Below are 18,789 nucleotides of genomic sequence, written 5' to 3'. Positions count from 1 at the left end.
TAAATGACCGTTTGCATATTGATTTTTGGAATAACATCTCAATTTAGCAACAATGATAAAAAAGATACTTCGGATATTATTATTATTAGCATTCGGAATATTTTTTTTGTTCTCGCTTCCTTTTATTATTCTAGAAATAAATCCTTTGAGAAGAATCTTGCTTAACAAAGGAGAATTGTTTCTTCAAAAAAAATTACATACTGAATTTACTGTAGATGATATCAGAATTGACTGGCCGAATAGGATAATCATTGAAAACTTATACCTGCCCACTCCGCAAAATGACACACTTGCCCATATAGGACTCCTTGACGCCAAAATTCATCTTTTAGATCTACTGGATAAAGAAATCAAAACCCATCACCTGATTGCTAGAAATGTCAGTGGAACACTTATTCGAAAAGACTCTATTTTCAATTTCCAATTCATTATTGACGCCTTCTCATCAAATGAAGTAAAGAAAAAAGAAACTTCTTCCTCAAAAAGCGGCACAGCACTCAAAATAAGTCCTCACAACATTGATTTGCAGAATATTCAATTCAATATGCTCGATGACGTATCCGGATTAGATATGAAAGTGAATGCTGGAAAATTAGGCATGGATAAAGGGCATATAAATTTCTACACAAAAAAATACTATGTCGATAATACTTTCTGCAATAATATTTCTGTAGACATGTCTATTTCAAAACAGACAAATAATAGCCAAATTCAATCAAAAACGACAAATCCACTAGATTCAATAAATATAATCAATACGCATGATTTTATAGTATTAGTAAAAAATATAGACTTTAATAATATTTCCTACAACCTTGATCTTCCCGATACTAAACTTAATCTCAAAACATCTCTAAGCAATGCTACCGGAAAAAAAATAAAGGTTAATATTAGCAAAGCAACCACTCACGCAGATTTATTTGAAGTTGAGAAGCCCAATATACAACTTCAAATGGATATTCCTCCCTCATCCCCTACTTCCAAAAAAACTACTTCAAATTCAACAAACTCTTTCAGTTGGTCAAATTTTCCATGGCAGACAGAAATTAAATCTTTCAATATCACTGAGGGAGAGTTTAAAATGGATAATATCAGTTATCCGGACACATCAAAAAGCATGGATTTCAATCATCTGAATTTGACTAATATGAACATTGAATGGAAAGACATGTACATATTCAATGACAACTATCGAATGAATCTTGTCCATTCTTCATTTATGGAAAAGTCAGGCTTATTCCTTAAAGAATTTAAATTAAAAGGAGAAATATTAAAAGAAAAAGCAACATTTGAAGACATTGAAATATTCACAAATAACAGTAAAATACAATCTAAACTACTTATTTCATACGATAATATCGACGATGTCTTTCTTGCAAAGAACTTAAAATCGCCTCGTCTAAACTTAACTATTAACCCATCTACGATCAATCTTAAAGATATTTCTTACTTATTCAGCAATAAATTCATTAATGACTCTTCTAAAAGCGTCATCAAAGCTAAAGGAACAATCAAAAAATCAAACTCTTCCGCTGAGGCAAAAAATATACTTTTAACATTGAATGACAGCAGTATAATGAAGCTATCTGTCAATGTCACCAATCCATTTGATTCATTGAAAAAAATGGGCATTGATGCGAAATTAGATACTTTGCATTTAAGAAAAATAGATTTGGAGCCTTTTATGCCTGATAACTTAAGTATAAATCTACCCAAAACAATCAATGGGAAACTCAAAATTGATGGAAATTACAATTCGTTAAAATCCGGGCTCCGTTTATTCACCGAATATGGTTCTGTCACTGTTAAAACAAGAATGGTTAATGGCTATTTTATCAATGATCTCAGTCTCAATCAAATTAATTTAAAAGAAATACTAGAAAACGAGTCATTAGGATATTTAAACTTTCATGGAATAGCTAGCGGATATGTTGGTTCAAAACTATATAATATTCACCTGAAGTCAATTATTAAAAATATTGAGTTCAATAAATACAACTATACAAATATACATATCAACTCTCTTTTAAATCCGGAAAAGGTAAATGCATTAATCACTTCAGTAGAGTCAGGCAATAAAATGAATTTATCCCTAGATTTGGATAGCTTAAAATACATTCCGGCCATAAATTTATCAGGAAATATTGATGATCTTGATATAATCACATCAGAAAAGGGTGATACAAGTGTTCTAAAGACTACTTTCAAAGCTAAATCAAATGGAATAAGCTTATTGAAAAACAATTCAAATTTAGACATTTCAACTTTTTCCTTTCATCAAGGAAAAAATAAAATAGACTTTGAAAATCTTAACGCTCAAATAAACTTAGATAGCATGAAAGCGAACATGCTCATCTCCTCCCCTTTTCTTGAAATGGATTTTAATTCGATCGGTTCATTGCCAAATATCACAGAACAATTAAAACATCTCTTTCAGACACGGCAATTCGCACATGACAGTCTACTTCAAGACAATAGCTCCTCCAGTTATTCATTAAATGGAAAAATAAAAAGCGACTTTTTATTGAAAACAGGCTATTTGGATTTTTTAGATACTCTATCAAATATTGATTTCACCTCAAAATTTAATCAAAAATCAGAGTTATTCAATCTGAATATTAGCATGCCCTCACTAAGCATTGATTCGATTGAATTTGATTCAACTAATTTAACATTGTCAAACCACAAAAAAAAGATAGAACTCAACTATATAACAAAAGATATTTCAGTTCAAGATTCAATTAATCTAGGGCAAATTCAATTTGAGGGAAAATATATCAATGATACATCTAATTATCGTTTTCAAATAATCAACAAGAAAAAGCAAAACCGAGTAGATATCAAAGGCAAGCTTATTACAAATAATGGGGATATCATAAATACATTTAATGATAAAATGATTATAAGCAAACGCCTTTGGGAAATTCCAAAAAATAATGAAATAAAAATTGACTCTAATGGTGTCTCATTTCAACATTTCAAAATAACCAGCGGTGAAAGTTATATTGAAATCGAAGACTCTATTTTACATAATAAAAACAAATTCCTTTCTGTAAAAATAAATCAAATAGACCTTGATTCAATTACATACATCCCTGAAATTGATAAATGGTTAGTTGGAGGAGAATTAAGCACGAAAATTTCGCAAAGCAAAAAAGAGGTAACAGGTCTCGTTGAAATCAATCACCTTGGTTTTTTAAATAATCGGATCGGTAATTTATCTCTTGACTTAAAGACCGACACGGTACAAAACATCACCTACAATCTTCACACAAGTCTTATTTCAAAAATCACAGCAATTAAAAGCCATGTGTCATTTTCAAAAGACAATATTAATGGGTACTTGAATATCAATAATTTAAACTTAAATAAACTTTGCCAATTCCCTCCTTTTAACAATTATGTAAAAGACACCGAAGGAATGGTAAATGCCCAATTAACGATAAAAGGCAAAAGCGATGCTCCTGAAATCAATGGCTTTTTAGAATTAAAAGAAATTAAAAGTACATACAAAGATCTAAACTCTCCATTATACATCAAATACAACAAAATTCTCTTTGAAGATAGAAAGGTTGAAATCAATGACTTAACAATAGAAGATAATCAAAAACATACAATCAAAGCCAATGGCATTATAGACTTAGAGAAATTAAGTGACCCTGAATTTAATATCAAAACTGTCGCCGATAATTTTACTGTGATGAAGTCTACAGAAAAAGACAATCCTATCTATTATGGAGACCTTATTATAAGCAATAAGAGTGAAATTACTGGGAAATTATCAAAATTAGAAGTTCAAACGACCACAACTATCGAAAAAGGCAGTCATGTATATTATGTTAATTCTGAAAGTGGTTTATCCAAAATTGAAAGCTCAGAAGGAATAGTGTATTTCACTAATCAATTAGATACTGTAACTAATATTCCCGAAAATTCAGAATGGCAAAACTTCCCTAAATTATCACTTGATCTTGACTTAAAAGCCAATATAAGTATCAACCAAGAAACAAAAATTAGCATTATCCTTGATCCTATATCTCAAGATCAGATCAATATTGAAGGAGGTGGTAATTTGAGCTTTTTATATGGTAATAACAATTCGCTAACAGGAACCTTTGAAGTTAACGAAGGAAGCTATCAATTAAGACTATATGGAATTATTGATAAAACATTCAATTTAAAAAAGGGCAGCACAGTTACTTGGACTGGAGATCCTCTTAATCCTGATTTGAAACTTACTGCATTATATAAAATCAGAACATCCCCATACCCTCTATTAACTCTAAATTCAAATTCCGCCGCGCCTGATAATGCAACAACAAAGTCACAAACATTTTATGTCTTAATGTATATCAATGGAACACCTGAAAAGCCTGAGATAAAATTTGAGTTAGAATATCCTGATAATATCCCTGGAAATACCGCAGATCCAACAATTCAAGCGGCAATAAATGAAGTTAATAGTTCGCCTAATCAAGTAAATAAACAAGCTTTTTCACTCATACTTTTCCAAACCTTCGCAAGCAGCTCTTTATTGGAATCGGGAGGGACTAGCTCAATAAAAGGAACTCTAAGCTCATTTGTAACGCAACAATTAAACAATATTTCAAGTGATTTATTGAAGACAAAAGGTACCGAACTGAACTTTAATTTCGATACCTATGACGAATATTCAGAAGCAGGAAGGCAAGGAAGATCTGATTTGAATGTTTCTGTAAAACAAAGATTATTCAATGACAGGCTGACAATACAAGTCGGTAGTTATATCAGACTGAACGATACTGAAAACTCCAATGATGTAAATAGTATTGCTGGTAATGTAGAAATTGAATACAAAATTACTGAAGATGGGAAATACGCTGTTAGAATATATCGCGAGCAAGCTGCTGAATTAGTTTTTAGTCCAGATGTCATAAAAACTGGCTTCTTCTTCATTTACAAAAAAATAATAGAAGAAAAAAAGAAGAAGAAAAAAGAAAAACAGAAATAAAATGCCAAAACTATTTTTTAAAATATCATTTTTTTTGATTCTACTTAGCTCTTTCTTTGCCTGCAATACAGCGCAATACTTAAATGAGAACCAAAAATATTATAATGGTTCAACTATAGAGTATGCTTACGAAGACTCAATTCCAATAGATAAAACAATCAAGCGTCATTTAGATGGCCAGCTTATTTCTCCTCAAAAAGGCAATATATTTGGGACTAGAGCTGGAGTTTGGACATATTTCAAAAAAAAGGATAAGAAAGGCTTTATCAACAAATTTATTTTCCGAAGCTTCGGAAAAAAGCCAGTCTTCTATAATGGAGCTCAGGTCAAACACATCAGCCAAGTACTGGAGAACAGCCTTAAAAATGATGGGTATTTTCAATCAACAGTAACCTATGATACTATTCACGAGAAAAATTCAGGGATCAAAGCCAAATATAAAATCTACCCAAGTCGGCCATATATTATTGATTCAATTTGCTATCTCACAGATTCAACCAAACTCTCTAAAAAAATTGACAGCATATTCGTTAATCAAAATGAGTTGCTCAAAAATAGCAGGTACTCCCTAACAAAACTGAAATCCTTTAGAAACTATACTAAAGACATCTTAAAAAATCAAGGATACTTTTATTTTAACGAAGACGACCTTATTTACTTTGCTGATAGTTCAAATAACAATTACACTATTGATATAGTAATGCGACTGGATCCTAAAACTCCAAAGAATCATATGTACACATATGATTTTAACAAAATCAATCTATATCAGCAATACAAGTTCAATGATACAACAGCATACAAAGCTAATGATTCAATATATATAGATGATATAAACTATTATTACAAAACAGATAAGTATAAACCTAAAACAATACTTTCATCCGTATTTATAGAAAAAGATAGTCTCTATCGTTGGTACAATTATGAAAAAACAGTAAACAGGCTATCAAGGCTCGGCGTATTCAAGTTTGTAAACGTCAACATCGAAGAAGATGATACTGTCAATCACAAACTAAAAGCAGATATATTCCTGAATGATTTGCCTCCAAAATCGATTCAATTCGAAATAGGCATGTCAACAAATTCCGACCAGTTTACAGGCCCTGAATTTCGTCTTTCGTATAATAATTTAAATATGTTTAAAGGAGCTGAGTTTTTCTCATCTACTTTTCAAGCGGGTATTCTCAAACAATTTGGTGGTAATGACAATTTTAAAGTTCTTTATTGGCTTGGAGTAGACAGTCAAATAAAAGTACCACGATTTATCAGCTTTATAAACTTTATACCCCAAACGAGTAATTACGTTCCATATACCAATTTCAAGTTTTCAGCCATGAGGTATAATTTCGTACCCGTGTTGACAATTGATTATCTAAATTTTAGCTTTGGTTACGAATGGCAAAAAGTCGCTCAAATCAATAATAAATTCAACCCTATTAGCATCAGTTACCAGCATTCTCCCAACAATAGAGATGTCTTGGAAGACTTAAATCCAATACTTGCTCAAACATTTCAAAACCAGTTGGTCTTGGGTTCCGAGTATACCTTTACATACAACAATACTTTCAATGAAGTCAATAAGAATAGCGTTTACCTTAAAGCAGGTGTTGACGTCTCTGGAAATCTATTTTACTTAATTAATAGAGCGTTAAAGCCTGATCAAGATATTTATGAAAATCCTTACACTGTAGCAGGACAACCCTTTTCTCAATATACGAAACTTACGTTTGACTTTAGATACTACCGAAGCCTTGGCAAAGACTCAAAGCTAGTGCCTAGAATTTACTTAGGAATTGGTTTACCGTATTCAAACTCTAAGGCGCTTCCTTATATTAAGCAATATTTTATCGGTGGCCCTAATGACCTAAGAGGTTTCAGGTTAAGATCAGTAGGCCCTGGTAGCAATGTCCCATCTGACTCAACAAATAACTTCTTAGTGCAAGGAGGCGACATCAAACTAGCTGGTTATTTGGAATATCGTTTTGGAATCGTTGGAGCATTAAAAGGAGCTTTATTTACAGATATAGGTAATGTATGGCTTAAATATAATGATCCTGATAGACCTGGTGGTCAATTTTTATGGAATGAATTTTACAAAGAGTTCGCAGTTGATGCGGGGTTTGGTTTTAGACTCGACTTTAGAGTATTGATCGTTCGATTTGATTTTGGTATTCCTCTTCGCAAACCTTACTTGCCTGAAAATGAACGATGGTTATTCAATAACCCTGGTTTTGGAAGCCTTGACTGGGTCAAAAGAAACCTCGTTTTTACGATTGATATTGGTTATCCATTCTAAATTCACTTTAAATTTCAAAGGGTCAAATTGACCTCTTGAATATACATATACTCCGAAAGATCAAAAGGTCAATTTGACCCTTTGACTTAAAAGATTCGTCTGTTTCACTAGAATTACTGTCTAATATTTTAGTCATTAGCATCGTTTTTGATTATATTTATGACATATATTTTAGACGAAAATAGAACAAAATGGACTTGAACAATAAAATCGTCATTAATTTTTTAAATGAAAATAATGCGCTTTCCCTATCAGCATTAGAAAAAGAAGCAGGCCTTTCATCAGGTCTATTGAGCAAAGTGCTGAAAGAAGAAAGGAATTTAAATCAAGCGCATTTAGACAAACTTAAGCCTGTATTGGAAAAATATGGCTTGAAAAATAAAGGCATAGCGAAGAAAGCTAAAATCATCGCAATGGTGAATCATAAAGGCGGAGTAGGAAAAACCACTAGCACCGTTAATTTAGGAAAAGCTCTCTCCATGCAAGGATTCAAAGTACTAATGGTTGATCTTGACCCACAAGGTAATTTAAGCCAATGCTATGGTATTGAAGAACCTCAAGAGCAACTTTACGACGCTTTGATTCATAATAGAGAATTGCCGTTTGAAGAAGTTGCCGAAAACCTATTTCTGAGCCCTTCGGATGTTGACCTTTCTCAAGCAGATTTAGAACTTCACCAAAGGCCTGATGGATACATAAGACTTAAAAAAGTTCTCTTGCCGCAGCAAGAAGAATTTGACTATATACTACTAGATTGTCCTCCTTCCTTGGGTATACTAACATCAAATGCCCTTATCGCCTCCGATAGTTTTATATTGATTCTTCAACCGGAAACACTTGCGATCAAAGGATTGAATACGATACTAAGAACGGTGGATCAAATAAAAGATGGTTTGAATGAAAACCTAACAGTGGAAGGAATACTATTTACTTTGGTAGATAAACGAACGATCAATCATCAGACGATCATGAATTACGTTCATGAGAACTTCCCTTATTTTAAAATTTTCAATTCAATCATCAGAAGCAACATGGCTCTAAGCGAAGCCTCAATGATTAGCCAAACAATATTTGACTATGCTCCTCGAAGCAATGGAGCTAAAGATTATATGGCGGTAACTAAAGAATTAATCAATGAATAAAAGAAGCAAATTAATCCCCTCCATAGCTCTTGCCAAAAATAAAATGCTTGTGCAAGACGCCGAAATAAAACAGAATATCAAAATATATCCAGAGCTGAAAGAACTAATTCCTCCATTGCAGGGAGAAGAATTAGAACAACTTGAAAATAATATTTTGAAAGAAGGCTGTAGAGAACCATTGCTTTATTGGCATAATGTGTCTACTGATGAATTCATTTTAATTGACGGACACAACAGATATGGCATTTGTAAAAAACATCATATTGATTTCAATCTAAAACCAATCACTTTATCGAATTTTGATGAAGCAAAAAATTGGATGATTGATAATCAACTTGGTCGTAGGAATCTTTCCAAAGAACAAAAAATATACTTGGTAGGAATTAGGTATAATCAAGAGAAAAATACTCATGGAGGAAATCGAAAAACAGGAGAGGGCCAAAATACTGAATCTGTAAATAGCGCTGAAAGAATCGGCAAAGAAAATAATATGAGTCCAAAATCAGTTAAAAGAGCTGCTCATTTTGCTGAAGGCTTGGATAATATCGGTGAAAGTAATCCTGAATTAAAAAAACAAATTTTAACAGGGAAACAAAAAGTTCGATTAAGCGATATAGAAACATTATCCGAAGCTCGGGATCATTTAAAAATAAAGAACTCTGATCAAATAAAAATTGAAGCTGAAAAGATAAAAACTGAAAAACGAGAAAAACTTAATAATAAGCTTAATTCTAAACCAACTGCTCGTATTAACGAAACAAAATTAAAATTAGAAGTTGATAATCTCTTAAGCACGAAAGACGAAAGAAAATTAAAAATCTTGAAGAATATAGTTAATCTCGCTCAAGAAATGATTCAGGAATATTCAACTGATAATTAAAAACGAATAAAACTTAAAATATAAACAACAATGCTATATTCTATTTATATATTTTGTTGTTTTATTTCTTTTAAATACTTTAATTGTTTTAGACTATTGTAACTTATTGATATTTAGATTTTTAAGTGCGGTTAAGACGAGAGAAACTTAAAAATAAACGAGAGAAACTTAAAACCAAACGAAATAAACTTAATTTGAAGACGAATAATACTTAACTTTAGAACGAGTTTTGCTTAAAAATAAACGAGAAATACTTAATTAATAACGAGATTTTCTTAACTTGAACGAGAAACACTTAAGGGCTGGAGCTCTTTAGCTTATTAAAAACGAGAAATACTTAAATAATAGAGGTGAAATGCGGATATTCACATAGTAATTCGGCATAAATGGCTTTAAATTTTAAGTTTTTCTCGTTTTAAAGGATAGATTTGATTGTTTAGAGGCTTTTTGTTAAGAAATTTTCGTCATTAAAGGAATCTAAGTTGATTATTGCCATTAAGTTTTTCTCGTTTTTAGAATATTGATTAAGTTTTTCTCGTTAATAGAGATTTTTGTTAAGTTTTTCTCGTTTTACAAGATGGCTAAGGATAAAATGATGCTCTACAAGGATTATAAGATCGTAAAGAGCAATGAGCTTATTAATTCAAAGAGTCGTTTCACTTTAATGCAACAAAGGGTCATATTGCTTATGACCGCTCGGATTAAGCCGACAGATGATGATTTCACAACATATGAGATTCCTATTTCAGAGATTTTGGGATTGACTCCAAATGAAAAAGTAAAAGGTTCTCAATATGATGATGTGAGGGAAGCTGCTGTAGGTTTGACTAACAGTGCCATTTACCTTCAAAAAGGAGAAAAATGGAAGTCCATGGCATTTATCACTGTAGCTGAAGGTGAAAAAGGAAAGAACTATATTACTGTTCAGTTTTCTCCTCAGATGAAACCTTTTTTCTTGAATCTGAGGAATAATTATACGAGCTATTTTTTGAAGCATGTCTTTTCTTTTAAAAGCGCCCATTCAATTAGAATTTATGAGTTGTTGGCACAATACTATCCTAATATCCGACAGCGTAAATTTGACGTCGAATATTTGAAAGATATACTTTACGTTGGAGATAAGTACTCAAGGTTTTTCGATTTTAAAAAATATGTAATTGAAGCGTCAATTAAAGAGATCAACGCCTTATCGGATATCAATGTAGAATATGAGCTTGAGAAAAGGGGAAGGAAGGTTGTGGCAATGATCTTTTATATGAGCGCTAACGAGAGGACCGATCCTAAATTATTGGAACAAGATAGAAGTGCCAGTTCCGCCATCGATGAAAGTGAAAAAAATGAAGCTCCTCAAGTCGTAGAAGTTGTTGAGTCTATTAAAGCTAAACCTCATACTAGCCAACCCGAATCAAGCCAAGATGGAAAGTATCAAATTAAACCAGAAACCGCTCAGAAATTAGCTGAGAAGTATGGACAAGAAATCGTTGATTTTTATATCAAATGCGTAAATGATAAGAAGGAAGTATCTAACAAGACGGGCTATTTGATAACAGCTTTGAAAAACGAGTATTTTCATAAAGAATATAAAAGCCACATTAATACTCAAAAACGAAGAAAACTTAAAAGTGATTTAGAACGAGAAAAACTTAACTATGAAAATAGATTAGCGGATATTTCTAAAGATTATGAACTTTATTTGAAAGATATTAAAAACAGGCTGATCGAAGAGGCAACACTTGATGATGAAGCCGAATATTTGTTTGATCTTGAAATGTCATCGAATAGCTATGTTAAAAAGTTTATACCTGAATGGGAAAGTGGAAAGCCAAGCGAATTGGCTTTGGGCTTTTATGGAACTTGGTTGATTCAGAATAGGCTTACGGACGAGGAGCAGGAAATCTGTGGTTCGTTAAAATCTTATGCCATCTGGAAATATGATTTTGAAATAAAAGAATAGTTGGTTTTATGCTAATAGGGGTTAAATATAAATCTTAAGGGAAGAATATAAGAATAGTTGATTAATAGACTTATTTTGATTTTTTTTTGTTAAAAAACGAAAAATTGCACTCTGAGTTTTTAATATGTTAATCAAACTATTTACTTATGAAAAAGATTTTATTAGCATTTTTGATGATTTTGACTGTGCAAATTGCATCTGCCCAAATCAGGTATGGAGTGAAAGCTAGTGCTAATTATTCTGCTATTATTAGTGAAGGACTCCCTGTGACAGACAGAATTTGGGAATGGGGCTATGATGTCGGTATTATGGGAGAGTATGAGTTCGTTCATCAGTTTAGAATTCAAGCAGAAGCCTCTTTCGCTTTATATACATCGGCTCTGGAGTTTAATATTCCTTTGTCAAATACTGATGTGAATAAGACACGTTCTCATTTTGAGTTATATTACGTTAACATTCCTGTAGTAGCAAAGTATTATGTATTGAAGAATTTTAATGTATTTTTAGGTCCGCAACTGATGGTTAAATTGGACGCTATTTCCTATAATGAAAGCACATTGTATGTAAATGGTCAAAAAGTTAGTGAAACTAATACTTCTTCTAACGTAAGTCGAGACATAAATGCTGTCGATTTTGGAGCTGTGGGAGGAATTGGATATGATTTGCCAAATTCCGGACTAGGCTTTAATGCCAGATATTATATTGGTTTTATCGATCAGCATAAAAATGACGATATCAAATTTCATAATACAAATGTCAGCGTAGGAGCTAGCTATAAGTTCTAACATATTTACAAAATTCTAATAATTAAACTGAAAAAAGTGAATAACCATAGTTATTCACTTTTTTATTTGTCTAATTAATAATGAATATACTTGATTTGCTATAATCTATATTACATTTTAGTTTTTAATGTGGTTTTTTTATTAAAATTTGAGAGAATGGCGTGTTTTTATCTAATAATTTTATTTTTTTAACTAAAAATTGATTATATTTTTTTATAATTAACTTTGGATATTGACAAATGAAAACAATAACACATAAAACTATGATCTCGAACCTAAAACAATCTAAGAAATTATTTCTATCAATATGTTTTATGTTTTTCGCCGCTTCAGGCTTGTTTGCCCAGACGAAGAGTTATGTGGGAGTAGGTGTGGACGAAAATGAAAAGCAGTCGGATGTTGCGATTTTTGAAATCAAATCAGATGGAGAAAGAGGTGTGATTTTGCCTGTAGTAGAATCTGCTAGAAAGTATGAGGATTTAATAAATAGTTCTACTTCAGGTTTAGTATTAATAGCTAATGATAGATTAGTTTTTCTTGATACTGAGGGTGAGAGCAAAGTATTGTCGGACTTTATTCAGCCAGTGCCAAATTTAGATTATTTAGCTTTTAAAATGGTGGATTCGTCACAAGATCCTATCGAACTGAAACCTATTGATGAAGCAGGAGAGTTTGTAAAAGAAACAAGAATCAATGTGCCTCCATCTTTGCGTCAAAGAAATTTCGTCATGGCTATTGATAATAATACTGGGGAATCTAATTGGATTGAATTAGAAAGCTTATTGAATGAATTGAATGTTCAAATGTCTGGCAATAATGGACCAAAAGAAACTAGCGAAGACTATGAACGAGTTATTGAAGAGCAAAATAAAAAAATTGAGGCTCTTGAGGCAGAATTGAAATTGATTAAGGAGAAACTAGGTCTATAATAGAAAAGCATATGAAAGTAAACAAGTACATAATCCCGGTACTGTTGTCATTTTCGTGTTTAAGCTTTTCTGCTAATGCCCAAAATGTCATCAATAACGGAAAATTATTAATAGATAAGGATACAGAATTAACGATCGAAGGGCAAGGCCTGATCATTGAGTCTGGTGCTTCAGTAAGCAATGCGGGTCAAGTCAATCTTGATGGCGATTGGGTTAACAGAAGCAATTTTGAAAATTATTCTGGAGATGGCAAAGTCGTTCTTAATGGAGGCAATGCTCAAAGACTTGAAGGTGAACAGCAAATACACGAGTTGACATTTGAAAGCTCTGAAAAGACTATATCAGGTAAAACCATTGTAGGACATAAGTTTGAATACGATCAGATTGTTCAAATAGAAGACGCAGACAAAGATATTTTTGCATTAGGGAAAGATGCGGAACCGATTGAAGGCAACGAGAATCTTTATATTAATGGACCATTGTATCACCAAGGCATTGGAGAGGGTAAATTGTATGCAATAGGGAGCGATTTATTAGGTTATAACCCAATAAAGACAAGTATTTCTGAGTCTTCTGATGATTTGCTTCTTGGATTTGAAATTATGGCCAATGATAATTTTGAGACGGTTGATTCTGTAAGAGCTGTTGCAGCTGATTTTGTATGGAAAAAACGTATTGCTGAAGGACAACTTTTAACTGGCAAGGTTTTATTAGAGGATATAGGGGAGAATGATATTAATTATCAACCTAATCTCGAAAGCGATATTACAAAAGAAGATCTTACAATTGTTGAAAGTTTAGAGGCTAGTCCTTTTTATGACTTAGGTGCTGATTTTGAGGGTGGTGATTGGTTAATTTCTCAAACGAACCTATCAACCGAATTGATAAGCTATGTTACTTATGGAATTGGTGGCCAAACTATAGAGTTGGTGATTCCAAATGCATTAACTCCGCAAGTAGCACTGAATGATTTATCTGCTGTAGAGAATAGTGTATTTAAGCTTTATGGAGGGACAAACGTTAGTGATGAAAATTTTACACTTCATATTGTGGATCGATCTGGTAGAGTAGTTTTTAATACTAGTTCATTAGCATTAATGAGAGAAGAAGGGTGGAATGGCAAGGTTGACAATACAGGGAATTATGTAGAAACAGGAGTGTATGATTACCTTATTCGTGGTAGATATAAAAATGGAGCAAAGTTGGAAAGAAAAGGCGTCGTGCATATGATACGATAGTTAATCATAAACAGATTGTATATGAAGAGAAAATTACAAAGAATTTCGAGCATTAGCTTTTTGATGATATTATTTCTGTGCGGATTTATTGTGAGTGTTAACGCTCAGGATGCTACTTTTTCGCAGTACTATGCATCGCCTTTGATGTTAAATCCTGCTTTGTCAGGTTCTTATATTACTCCTGTTGTTGGGGTTAATTATAAAAAACAATGGCGAGATTCTGAATACCCGAGAGATCAAATGCATTTAGGAGTTATTTATCCAATTATACCAAAGTCAGGGTATAATGGTAGGCATTTGGGAGGAGTAGGTCTTTCGGTTTTTGATGAGAGTGCAGGAGTGGATAAAAGCTTCAATACTACTAGCATCAGAGTATCAGGTTCATATAATGTCCAATTGGATGGGAATGGTTTGCATCAGTTGACTTTTGCGATTCAAGGAGGTATCGTAAGAAAATATATCAATATGGCTAATTTGTTTTGGGGAGAACAGGCAAAAAGATGGGCTTCTCCTGCAAATTATGGCAAGACGACAAATGAAATTCAAAATGAAGTTCCTGGACCTGATTATTTGAATGAATCGACAACTTTTCCTGTGATTGGAGCTGGCGTAATGTGGTATCATTCTGAAAAGACAAGAAGAGGCTTTATCAAAAGAAGTTTTTATGGTGGTGTCGCTGCTGACAATCTGAATGTGCCGGATGAGTCTTTGGTTCAAGATGGGACAAAGAGTTCTTTGCCGATTTTATTGAAAGTTCATGGTGGTGCTTTATTCAATACTCCATTTGAAGATTGGCAGGTTTCACCGAATTTCTTGTTTCAATATCAAAACTCATTGATGCAGTATAATTTGGGAGTATATTTCTCATATATGGTGAGTAGCACTAAGTTTAGAGATGATGCAAAAAGATTAGTATTCGGCGGTTGGTATAGAGTGGGGGATGCTGCTATCTTTAATGTAGGTTTTGAAACTAAAGAATTCAATGTAGGCTTTAGTTATGATATGAATACAACCTATTTAAGGTATAATACGAATAGTGGCGGAGCCTTGGAAGTGTCTTTCGCTTATAAATTTAAGACGAAGAAGAAAAGAAAGTTTGCCACACCGTTGATGTAAAGACATTAAGCCGCTTAATCAGCGGCTTTTTTTTTATCTGGTACCGGATCATATCCACACCCTCCCCAAGGGTGGCATTTTGAAATCCTTTTAATTCCAAGCCAAAATCCTTTTATTGCTCCGTGCTTTTTAACAGCTTCTATCATATAAGCCGAACATGTTGGAGTAAATCTGCAGGAAGGAGGGCTAAGAGGCGAGATAGAATATTGGTAAAACCTTACGAACGCTATGATGATTTTTCCTACCATATGGGTTAATAATAAAAAAGCCGTCAAGTAAAAGACGGCTTATTGATGTTTTTATTTTATAAGGCCAGCTCTTTTTAGTAAAGCATCTGGGTTAGGCTCTTTTCCTCTGAATTTTTTATAGAGCTCCATTGGATGCTCTTTTCCACCCGCTTCTAAAATATGTCTCTTGAATTTGTCCGCTGTTTCTTTGTCAAAGATTCCTCTTTCTTTGAAATGCTCAAAGGCATCAGCATCTAGAACTTCTGCCCATTTATAACTATAGTATCCCGCAGAATAACCTCCTTGAAATATATGCGAGAATGAACAGGACATATTCGTTCCTTCAATTTTAGGCATTAGCTGTGTTGGGGATAATGCTTCATCTTCAAATTCAGCAACGGAACCTTCGAATGGTTTAGTTATAGAATGCCATTTCATATCGAGTAAACCAAAACTCAATTGTCTAATAGTTTGGTAGCCCTCCATAAACGAAGCCGTTTCTTTTATTTTTTCGATTAGCTCATGTGGCAAGTCATCATCATTTTCAAAATGCTTGGCGAATATATCTAGACACTCTTTTTCATAAGCCCAGTTTTCAAGTATTTGAGAAGGCAATTCCACAAAATCCCAAAAAACACTTGTCCCTGTTAGGCTTTCAAATGTTCCTTTAGCCAACATGCCATGCAGCGCGTGGCCAAATTCATGAAATAACGTTGTCACTTCATTGAATGTTAATAAAGAAGGTTTAGTATTTGTTGGCTTGGTGAAGTTGCAAACAATAGAAACATGTGGTCTATGTTCTACATCCTGTTTAACATATTGTCCTTTGTATGACGTCATCCAAGCCCCATTTCTTTTCCCTTCTCTCGGGAAGAAGTCTGCATAGAAGACAGCTATGTGTTCTCCTTGGGTGTTATTTACTTCATAAGCTGTTACATCCGTATGATAAACAGGGATATTGGAGTTTTTAACAAACTCAATGTCATATAATTTGCTAGCCACTTCAAAAATGCCATCTAATACTTTTTCAAGTTGAAAGTATGGTTTGAGCATTTCATCGTCTATGTTGAATTTCTCTTTTTTAAGTTTTTCAGCATAATATGCCCAGTCCCAACGTTGCAAATCGCCTATTCCATCTAGTTTTGAAGCGTAGTTTTTGACTTCTTCAGCATCTTTGATGCCAGCAGGCATGGCTTTTTCTCTGAGTTCGTTTAAGAATTCATTTACGTTATCAGCGCTTTTAGCCATTCTTTCTTCCAGTATGAAATCCGCATGGGATTCATATCCTAGCAAGTTTGCTCTTTCAAGCCTTAAATTGACAATCTTTTTAACTAATTCTTCATTATTAAGATTATTGCTATCAAAAGCTTTTTTGCCAGCGGCTTTAGTTATCTCCTCTCTTAAGCTTCTGTTATCAGCATAAGTTACAAATGGAATATAACTTGGATAATCAAGTGTGAAAATCCAGCAATTTTCCTTTCCTTTTTGATGGGCTGTTTCAAATGCCTGCTCAATGACAGCTTCTGGAAGACCTTTTAAATCATTTTCATCTTTAATAACTAGCTCATAGGAATTGGTTGCTTTCAGTACATGTTCGCCAAACTTTAGAGAGCTATTTGATAATTCTTTATCTATTTCCCTTAGCCTTTGCTTTTGTTGGTCATCAAGCAATGCTCCGTTTCTTACGAAAGCTTTGTATGTTTTTTCAAGCAGAGTTTTTTCTTCTTGATTAAGTTCAAGTTGACCTTTTTGGTCATGCACTGCCTTAACTTTATCAAAAATCCTTTTCTCAAGAAGAATATCATTGTGATATTCAGTGATTAATGGAGAGAATTTTTGCGCAATTTTTTGAATTTCATCATTCGTTTCCGCAGAATTCAAATTAAAAAAAATGCTGGAAATCAAACTGACATTTTTACCGATTTCTTCTAGTCGAATTATTGTATTTTCAAATGACGGTAGTTCTTCATCGTTTATCAAGTCTTCTATTTCTTCTTTTGCTTCTGAAATAGAGTCTTTTAGCGCGGGTAAAAAATGGTCGGGTCTTATTTGTTCGAATGGAACAGTTCCAAATGGGGTATCGAATTTTTTTAATAATGGATTGCTCATATTTTCTTTATTATATGCCTTTTGAAGTAAAGAGGATTGTAAATTTTATTTTCAAAATTTATGCTTAAAAATGGATGTTAATATACTTCATTTTTTCATACGTCTACATAGACTAGAGGTTTACTTTTATAGAAATCGAAAATTTATTCAATTAGTAAGTTTCTGAAGTCAATTATGATTACCTTATGAAATAGCAAGTATAATAAATGAGTTTATGATTTATAAATAAAAGTATTATATGTTGTAACTATTTAGTAATTATGTGATTTTTTATAGCTACATATATTGAATAAGCTGAATATTTGTTTATTTTCGACTTTTATTTAATGGAATTATTTATTTAGCTTATTTATGAAAAAAGTTTTTTTGCTTTCGTTATTCTCTCTTTTTATTCTTGCTGCAAATGCACAAACTGTTACTGTGCAAGGAGTTTATGGTAATTATGCTTCGAGCTCTTCCGCGCTTCAAGTAGGAGGTCAGGATTTTGGCAAAAGTATCCATGCGTTTGGATTTGATGCCACAGGATACATAATTAAAGGTTGGGGTGTTAATGTTGGATACACATATGGTTCATCGGACTTAGATTCACCAATAGGTTCTACAATTGATTCAAAAATGAAGGTTAATCAATATAATATTGGATTGGCTAAGAAGTTCAAACTGCCATTTATGTCTATAGCTCCTGTGGTTGGCGCTAATTTTTATAATGCTAAACTTGAAGGGCCAGTTTTAGGAATGGAAGATGGAGAAATGGATGAAAATAGAGTAGGTTTAGATTTAGGTGTGCAGGGAAGAGTTTTGTTTATGTCTTTTGGATTGAAGTATGATTTTACAGCTAACTTCTTCAAAGCAGGAATTGGTTTTGCGATTTAATTAAAAATAGTTTTTCTAATGAAAAAGGCTCCTTATATGGAGCCTTTTTTATTATTCATAGATTTAGATAGTAATTATTGGTGCTATTATTACTTTAGTTTATTCTATTAGAATTGGTTCGTATTTTTTTATCATTTATAGATATTATATTATCTTTATTTGTTTTGGGTATGTAAATTAGTTTGAAAATAAATTAATAATGACTATTTTATAATAAAATTTATTTATTAGACTGGCTTTGTAGTTG

The 18,789-nt window shown here is 32.7% G+C and carries 12 protein-coding genes; 10 read left to right on the top strand and 2 right to left on the bottom strand.

What is annotated here, in order from left to right; all coding sequences use genetic code 11:
- Positions 1 to 145: 145 nt before the first annotated feature.
- From AABK36_RS24210 to AABK36_RS24170, 9 genes are all read left to right on the top strand, one after another.
- A complete protein-coding gene (locus tag AABK36_RS24210; protein ID WP_309942653.1) occupies positions 146 to 4,990 on the top strand; it encodes a translocation/assembly module TamB domain-containing protein in 4,845 nt (1,614 codons plus the stop codon).
- A gap of 1 nt (position 4,991) precedes the next feature.
- A complete protein-coding gene (tamL, locus tag AABK36_RS24205; RefSeq protein WP_309942655.1) occupies positions 4,992 to 7,289 on the top strand; it encodes a translocation and assembly module lipoprotein TamL in 2,298 nt (765 codons plus the stop codon).
- 191 nt (positions 7,290 to 7,480) lie between these two features.
- A complete protein-coding gene (locus AABK36_RS24200) occupies positions 7,481 to 8,431 on the top strand; it encodes a ParA family protein (protein WP_309942658.1) in 951 nt (316 codons plus the stop codon).
- Complete coding sequence (locus tag AABK36_RS24195) at positions 8,424 to 9,311, top strand: ParB N-terminal domain-containing protein (RefSeq protein WP_309942662.1); 888 nt, start codon at positions 8,424 to 8,426, stop codon at positions 9,309 to 9,311. Before AABK36_RS24200 ends, AABK36_RS24195 begins: the two co-directional genes overlap by 8 nt.
- A gap of 577 nt (positions 9,312 to 9,888) precedes the next feature.
- On the top strand, positions 9,889 to 11,265 hold the full coding sequence (locus AABK36_RS24190) for a replication initiation protein (RefSeq protein ID WP_309942665.1): 1,377 nt from the start codon (positions 9,889 to 9,891) through the stop codon (positions 11,263 to 11,265).
- Between the two features lie 146 nt (positions 11,266 to 11,411).
- Entirely contained in the window at positions 11,412 to 12,050 is a 639-nt protein-coding gene (locus AABK36_RS24185; protein WP_309942667.1) for a porin family protein, read from the top strand.
- Positions 12,051 to 12,313: 263 nt separating this feature from the next.
- On the top strand, positions 12,314 to 12,979 hold the full coding sequence (locus AABK36_RS24180; protein WP_309942669.1) for a hypothetical protein: 666 nt from the start codon (positions 12,314 to 12,316) through the stop codon (positions 12,977 to 12,979).
- An 11-nt stretch (positions 12,980 to 12,990) separates the two neighbouring features.
- Positions 12,991 to 14,217 (top strand): T9SS type B sorting domain-containing protein, encoded by a 1,227-nt coding sequence (locus AABK36_RS24175; RefSeq protein WP_309942671.1) that lies wholly within the window; start codon positions 12,991 to 12,993, stop codon positions 14,215 to 14,217.
- Positions 14,218 to 14,238: 21 nt separating this feature from the next.
- Positions 14,239 to 15,333 (top strand): PorP/SprF family type IX secretion system membrane protein, encoded by a 1,095-nt coding sequence (locus AABK36_RS24170; protein ID WP_309942673.1) that lies wholly within the window; start codon positions 14,239 to 14,241, stop codon positions 15,331 to 15,333.
- Positions 15,334 to 15,347: 14 nt separating this feature from the next.
- On the opposite strand, the gene yidD is transcribed toward AABK36_RS24170, so the two are convergent.
- Both yidD and AABK36_RS24160 read right to left on the bottom strand, forming a co-directional pair.
- Positions 15,348 to 15,581, bottom strand: coding sequence for a membrane protein insertion efficiency factor YidD (gene yidD / locus AABK36_RS24165; RefSeq protein ID WP_309942675.1), 234 nt, complete (start codon positions 15,579 to 15,581; stop codon positions 15,348 to 15,350).
- A gap of 51 nt (positions 15,582 to 15,632) precedes the next feature.
- Positions 15,633 to 17,669: a M3 family metallopeptidase gene (locus AABK36_RS24160; RefSeq protein WP_309942678.1), complete on the bottom strand. Its 2,037-nt coding sequence runs from the start codon at positions 17,667 to 17,669 to the stop codon at positions 15,633 to 15,635.
- Between the two features lie 351 nt (positions 17,670 to 18,020).
- Between AABK36_RS24160 and AABK36_RS24155 the strand changes: the two genes are divergently transcribed.
- Positions 18,021 to 18,542, top strand: coding sequence for a hypothetical protein (locus AABK36_RS24155; protein WP_309942681.1), 522 nt, complete (start codon positions 18,021 to 18,023; stop codon positions 18,540 to 18,542).
- Positions 18,543 to 18,789: the final 247 nt, after the last annotated feature.

Source organism: Aureibacter tunicatorum (assembly GCF_036492635.1).
GTDB classification, from domain to species: domain Bacteria; phylum Bacteroidota; class Bacteroidia; order Cytophagales; family Cyclobacteriaceae; genus Aureibacter; species Aureibacter tunicatorum.
The sequence above is the reverse complement of the archived record's forward strand: the minus strand, read 5'-3'. Positions and strand labels throughout refer to the sequence as shown.

What these genes read in the sequence shown, in the direction of transcription:
- AABK36_RS24195 (WP_309942662.1), top strand. Translation starts at nt 8,424, where the DNA reads ATGAATAAAAGAAGCAAATTAATCCCCTCCATAGCTCTTGCCAAAAAT.
- AABK36_RS24170 (WP_309942673.1), top strand. Translation starts at nt 14,239, where the DNA reads ATGAAGAGAAAATTACAAAGAATTTCGAGCATTAGCTTTTTGATGATA.
- yidD (WP_309942675.1), bottom strand. Translation starts at nt 15,581, where the DNA reads ATGGTAGGAAAAATCATCATAGCGTTCGTAAGGTTTTACCAATATTCT.
- AABK36_RS24190 (WP_309942665.1), top strand. Translation starts at nt 9,889, where the DNA reads ATGGCTAAGGATAAAATGATGCTCTACAAGGATTATAAGATCGTAAAG.
- AABK36_RS24160 (WP_309942678.1), bottom strand. Translation starts at nt 17,669, where the DNA reads ATGAGCAATCCATTATTAAAAAAATTCGATACCCCATTTGGAACTGTT.
- AABK36_RS24175 (WP_309942671.1), top strand. Translation starts at nt 12,991, where the DNA reads ATGAAAGTAAACAAGTACATAATCCCGGTACTGTTGTCATTTTCGTGT.
- tamL (WP_309942655.1), top strand. Translation starts at nt 4,992, where the DNA reads ATGCCAAAACTATTTTTTAAAATATCATTTTTTTTGATTCTACTTAGC.
- AABK36_RS24180 (WP_309942669.1), top strand. Translation starts at nt 12,314, where the DNA reads ATGATCTCGAACCTAAAACAATCTAAGAAATTATTTCTATCAATATGT.
- AABK36_RS24155 (WP_309942681.1), top strand. Translation starts at nt 18,021, where the DNA reads ATGAAAAAAGTTTTTTTGCTTTCGTTATTCTCTCTTTTTATTCTTGCT.
- AABK36_RS24200 (WP_309942658.1), top strand. Translation starts at nt 7,481, where the DNA reads ATGGACTTGAACAATAAAATCGTCATTAATTTTTTAAATGAAAATAAT.
- AABK36_RS24185 (WP_309942667.1), top strand. Translation starts at nt 11,412, where the DNA reads ATGAAAAAGATTTTATTAGCATTTTTGATGATTTTGACTGTGCAAATT.